This window comes from Corynebacterium sp. (assembly GCF_030535495.1).
Lineage (GTDB): Bacteria > Actinomycetota > Actinomycetes > Mycobacteriales > Mycobacteriaceae > Corynebacterium.
Genome location: NZ_JAUNRW010000079.1, coordinates 1 through 4777, shown reverse-complemented (window position 1 = coordinate 4777; position 4777 = coordinate 1). Strand labels below are relative to the sequence as shown.

7 protein-coding genes are annotated in these 4777 nt (G+C 67.0%); 4 read left to right on the top strand and 3 right to left on the bottom strand.

From position 1 onward, the window contains the following. Window positions 1-235: 235 nt before the first annotated feature. Both Q4F73_RS09360 and Q4F73_RS09355 read left to right on the top strand, forming a co-directional pair. Window positions 236-784 (top strand): hypothetical protein, encoded by a 549-nt coding sequence (locus Q4F73_RS09360; protein ID WP_303359083.1) that lies wholly within the window; start codon window positions 236-238, stop codon window positions 782-784. A gap of 174 nt (window positions 785-958) precedes the next feature. Next, window positions 959-2245 carry a benzoate/H(+) symporter BenE family transporter gene (locus tag Q4F73_RS09355; RefSeq protein ID WP_303359082.1) on the top strand — a complete coding sequence of 429 codons (1287 nt, stop codon included), beginning with the start codon at window positions 959-961 and terminating at the stop codon, window positions 2243-2245. Window positions 2246-2281: 36 nt separating this feature from the next. Here Q4F73_RS09355 and Q4F73_RS09350 read toward each other — a convergent pair whose 3' ends face one another. Further along, window positions 2282-2815 (bottom strand): YceI family protein, encoded by a 534-nt coding sequence (locus Q4F73_RS09350; RefSeq protein WP_303359081.1) that lies wholly within the window; start codon window positions 2813-2815, stop codon window positions 2282-2284. A 179-nt stretch (window positions 2816-2994) separates the two neighbouring features. Between Q4F73_RS09350 and Q4F73_RS09345 the strand changes: the two genes are divergently transcribed. Further along, window positions 2995-3504 carry a MarR family winged helix-turn-helix transcriptional regulator gene (locus Q4F73_RS09345; protein WP_303359080.1) on the top strand — a complete coding sequence of 170 codons (510 nt, stop codon included), beginning with the start codon at window positions 2995-2997 and terminating at the stop codon, window positions 3502-3504. Window positions 3505-3604: 100 nt separating this feature from the next. Next, complete coding sequence (locus Q4F73_RS09340; protein WP_303359079.1) at window positions 3605-3814, top strand: PspC domain-containing protein; 210 nt, start codon at window positions 3605-3607, stop codon at window positions 3812-3814. A gap of 59 nt (window positions 3815-3873) precedes the next feature. Here the strand turns inward: Q4F73_RS09340 and catC are convergent, their stop codons facing one another. Together catC and Q4F73_RS09330 are read right to left on the bottom strand one after the other, a co-directional pair. After that, the gene (catC, locus tag Q4F73_RS09335; RefSeq protein ID WP_303359078.1) at window positions 3874-4164 is read right to left on the bottom strand and encodes a muconolactone Delta-isomerase; all 291 of its coding nucleotides are present in this window, start codon (window positions 4162-4164) and stop codon (window positions 3874-3876) included. Window positions 4165-4213: 49 nt separating this feature from the next. Next, the coding region (locus tag Q4F73_RS09330; protein WP_368660522.1) for a DUF937 domain-containing protein at window positions 4214-4777 on the bottom strand (564 nt) is incomplete at its 5' end.

Sequence of the window (4777 nt, the reverse complement as noted above, 5' to 3'; positions counted from 1 at the left end):
GGAGTACGCGATCGAGGAGTTGAAGTCGAGCCTGCCGGGTTAACCTCGGCATCGTCCCCGAGGCATCCTTGCCTCGGGTGAGGGGTCCGGGGGCCGGCGGGAGCTCGGTATCGCGGTGCTGCCTACCGGGAGATACCGAGCCCCAAGCCCCGAGCCCCGAGCCGTGGCGCATCTCACTGCCAAGCGACCCCGAGCAGGGCACGACATATGCGTCAAACACTGTATTGTCAACACAATGAATTCCCCCGCCGTGCGGCTGTCCCCGAGCCGGGCCATTGAATTGTGGCTCGCCGCAGCCCTCATCGGCGCGATCGCCCAGCTGCTGCTCACGCCGGCGGTGTTCGGGTGGCAGGGGATGGACCTGTTCCCGGAGGTCGCTGGGGTCTCGCGCTCCCTCTATCTCACCCTGTGGCTGATCACGGGGACGCTGGCGCTGCTCGGCTTCGCCTGGGTGCTGCTGCGCGGCCCGGTGGGGAGGATGTCGGCCATGGACGGAGCGGTCATCTTCTTCGGTATGTCCAGCCCGCTGGGTATCGTCGCCGGCCTGTACATGGTCGCGCTGGTGTCGTCGTGGATGAACTGGCGCACCACGCTCATTGCCGTGGCGCTGGGCATCGTCGGTGCGCTCTCCGATGTCCGCCTGCAGGCGAAGACGGCCCTGGGTCCGGACGTCCTGCTCGGGGCTGTCGTGCTGCTCGCGGGGGCGGTCCTCATCGGCCTGTGGTGGGGGAGGGTCCGCCAGGCGCGCACGCTGCCGGCCGTGGCGGTTCCGGAGTCGGTCTGAAGGCTGTTCGCCCTGCGCCCGTTCGGCGGGGGTACATGCGTGCGCAATGCGAACCACGGGCACGTGAGTTGACCTGCTGAGATGTGACCAATCACCCCGCCCGGCCGGGAAATGTCCATATGTGAGGGGGTAGGGTGGATGCGCGCAGGTGTGCGCCGTGCCACACTTCCCGGCATGAGCGCATTCCCGTTGCTGGCCATCGAGCGGCCGCACCTCCCTCGACCCTCCCTCCGGGAGATTCTCCGCGATGCCGGGCCCCAGGAAGTGGGCAACGGACTCGTCGCCCTCATCTTCTCCGCCTCCGGCCCCATCGCGGTCATCCTCGCCGCGGCTGCGGCGGGCAACCTCAGCGCCGACGAGACCTCCTCGTGGATCTTCGGCGCCTTCCTGGGCAACGGCCTGCTCACGCTGTTCCTCACCTGGCTCTACCGGTACCCGCAGGCGTACTTCTGGACCATCCCCGGCACGGTCATCGCCGGTGACGCCCTCACGCACCTGAGCTTCGGCGAGGTCATCGGCGCCTACCTGGCCACCGGCGTGCTCGTCTTCCTGCTCGGCTGGTCGGGGCTGATCGGTCGCATCATGGCCGCGCTGCCCCCGACCATCGTCATGGCCATGGTGGCGGGCATCTTCCTGCGCTTCGGCCTCGAGCTGGTCACCGCCGCGACGGGCGATCCGTGGTTGGCCATCCCGATGATCGTCATCTTCGTCGGGCTGTCGGTCGTGCCGCGCGTGGCCGCCGTCGCGCCGCCCGTGGCCATCGCCGCGCTGCTGGGTACCGCCATCGCCATCGCCTCGGGTCGCCTGGGCTCGGGCATTCTCGACGACGGCATCATCACCACCCCCGTGTTCACCGCCCCGGAGTTCTCCCTCGCCGCCATGATCGAGCTGGTCATCCCGCTGGCGGTCACGGTCGTCATCGTCCAGAACGGCCAGGGCATCGCGGTGCTGCGCGCCGCCGGACACAAGCCGGGCGTCAACCTCGCCGCCGCCGCCAGTGGCCTGGTATCCATCCCCATGGCGTTCATCGGCAACGTGACCACGTGTCTCACCGGCCCCACCAACGCGCTGGTCACCTCCGGCCCCAACCGCGAGCGCCACTACGCGGCCGCGATGGTCACCGCCCTCGGCGCGATCGCCGTCGGCCTGTTCGCCCCGGCCTTCGTGGGCTTCATGCTGGCCATGCCCGCCTCCTTCATCGCCGCGCTGGCGGGCATCGCCATGCTCACCCCGCTGAAGAACGCCTTCGTGGCGGGCTTTTCCGGGAGCTTCTCGACGGGCGCCCTCGTCTGCTTCCTCGTCACCGTCTCCGAACTGCAGATCCTCGGTCTGAGCGCCCCGTTCTGGGGTCTGGTGTTCGGTTGCCTCATCGCCTGGCTCATGGATCCCCGCCCGCCGAAGCCGGCGGTGACGGAGGCGGCGCCGGCGGGCGTCGATAAGCAGAAAAGCACGGTGAAATGACAAACGGCCCCCGAGGGGGCCGTTTCTCGTCTGTGACTACTGCTTGACGCCGGAGCCGTCGATCTGGATGGTGATCTGCTCGGAGACGAGCACGCCACCGGAGCCCAGCGGGGCCTGGAAGTCCACGCCGAAGTCCTTGCGGTTGATCTTGGTGGTGGCCTCGAAGCCGACGCGGGTGGCGCCGAAGGGGTCCTCCTCGACACCGAAGATCTCCACGTCGAGGGTGACCGGCTTGGTGATGCCCTTGAGGGTGAGGTCACCGGTGACGGTGCCGGAGTTGCCCTGGATGTCGAAGGAGGTGGACTCGAAGGTCATCTCCGGGAACTGCTCGACGGAGAAGAAGTCGTCGCCGCGGACGTGGCCGTCGCGGTCGGCGTTGCCGGTGTTGACGGAGGCGGTCTTGATGACGGCCTTGGCGACGGACGCGGCCGGGTTCTCACCGTCGACGGTGACGGTGGACTCGAACTCCTCGAAGGTGCCGCGGACCTTGGTGACCATGGCGTGGCGGGCCACGAAGGCGATGTCGGTGTGAGCGGCGTCGAGGACCCAGGTGCCGGTGTAATCAGTCATTGTTGTTCTCCTTGAGACGATGTTGTGTACGTGTCACACTTTAAGTCGTGCTTGGTGACTTGTCAACAACTACGCTAGGGTGATCTCACCTTCACAGAAAAATGGCAGGTGAGAATGTGAATATAAATAGTCCGGGGACGATTCCCGTCCCGACCTACGGCAGGGCTATAGTCGAGAACATGGCAACAGAGGCACGATGGCTCAACGACGACGAGCAGGCGCTGTGGCGACTCATCCTCGCCGGCATGCGCAAGATCGACCGCGTCATGGACGACACGCTCCAGGCAGGCAGTGACCTGTCGAGCTCGGAATTCTCCGTCCTCGTCTCCCTCTCCGAGGCCGAGGAGCAGTGCCTGCGCCTGCGCGACCTGTGCGCCGGCCTGGAATGGGACCGCTCGCGCACCTCCCACCAGATCACCCGCATGGAACGCCGCGGCCTGGTGACCAAGCGCAAGAGCGAGGGCGATGCCCGCGGCGTCATCGTCTCCCTCACCGAGGAAGGCATGCGCCGCCTGCGCTCCGCCGCCCCCGAGCACGTCGAGAGCGTGCGCCGCGTCGTCTTCGACCACATGACCCCCGAACAGCACGCGCAGCTGAAGTCCTTCATGGAGCAGGTCATCGCCGTCTCCAACGTGCCCGGCCACCCCGACTACTGCGGCTCGCTTATCGACGACGACTCCGACTGCTGATCTCAGGGTAAGTTCGGGGCCTTTCCCGATGCCCTCCGCAGGGGCGGCGGGTGACAATGGAGGTGTCAAGGACAGACACCACCACCCAAGGAGCCCCACAATGAACGATCACAACACCCCGATGCACCAGCGCCGCCTGCACCGCTCGCTCACCGACCGCTACGTCGCCGGTGTGCTCGGTGGCATCGCCGAGACCTACAACTGGAACCCGACGCTCGTCCGCCTCATCTTCGTGGCCGTCTCGCTCATCGGATCCGGAACCCCGCTGCTGGCCTATATCGTCGCCTGGTTCATCATGCCTCAGGAGTAGCTTGCAGACAGCGAACCGCCCGTCTCCCCGAGCTGGGGGACGGGCGGTTTCTCGTGTTTCTAGAAGAAGTCCTCGCGCGTGGCGTTCGGGTGCTGCGCCAGCGGGGTGACCTTGATCGACATGTACTTGTACATGGGGAAACCCGAGAGCACGTCGTGGAGGTGATCGTTGTCGCGGACGTCGTAGATGGAGTAGTTCGCGTACTCGCCGACGACGCGCCAGATGCCCTTCATGATGCCCTCGGACTGGAGGTTGCCCGAGTACTCCTTCTCGCGGACCTGGAAGTCAGCGACCTGCTCAGGGGTCAACGACTCGGGGAACGTGACATCCATGCGTGCCAGAAACAGCATTGTGGGGGCCTTTCTCAGTTGCGGTTTGGTGATACCTCACCATACCTGCTTATCGACGCCCACCGCCCAGCAGCCCGCCCAGAATATCCCCGAGCACGCCGCCCATGCCGCCCTGGGACGGGGCCTGCGCCTGGCCGCCGCCGAGCACCTGGCCGAGGATCTGCTCGAGCAGACCGCCGCGGCTCTGCGCCTGCGTGGTGCCACCGCCACCACCCTGCTGCAGGCGGCCGGCCAGCCAGGACATGGCGATCGGCGCCAGGATCGGCAGCAGCGAACGGACGAGGCTGGTGCCGCCGACGACACCGCCGAGCTGGTGGGCCACCTGATCCTCGTTCTGGCCGAAGACGTGGTGGGCGATCTTGGCGCCGTCCTGGGTGTCGATGTCGTCGACGTTGATCTCACCCTCGACGAGGTTCGGGTTGTGCGCGTCGACGGCGGTGGCCAGGGAATCGCGGCCCGCCGGATCCTGCGCGTTGGCACCCATGCCGGCCAGTAGGGCGGGCAGGACCTGACCTGCGGCCTCGCGGACCTTGGCGGGATCCTCGCCCAGGCGGGCGGCGATGGAGTCGACGGGGAGCTTGGACAGGAGATCGTTGATGTTGTTGGTCATGGC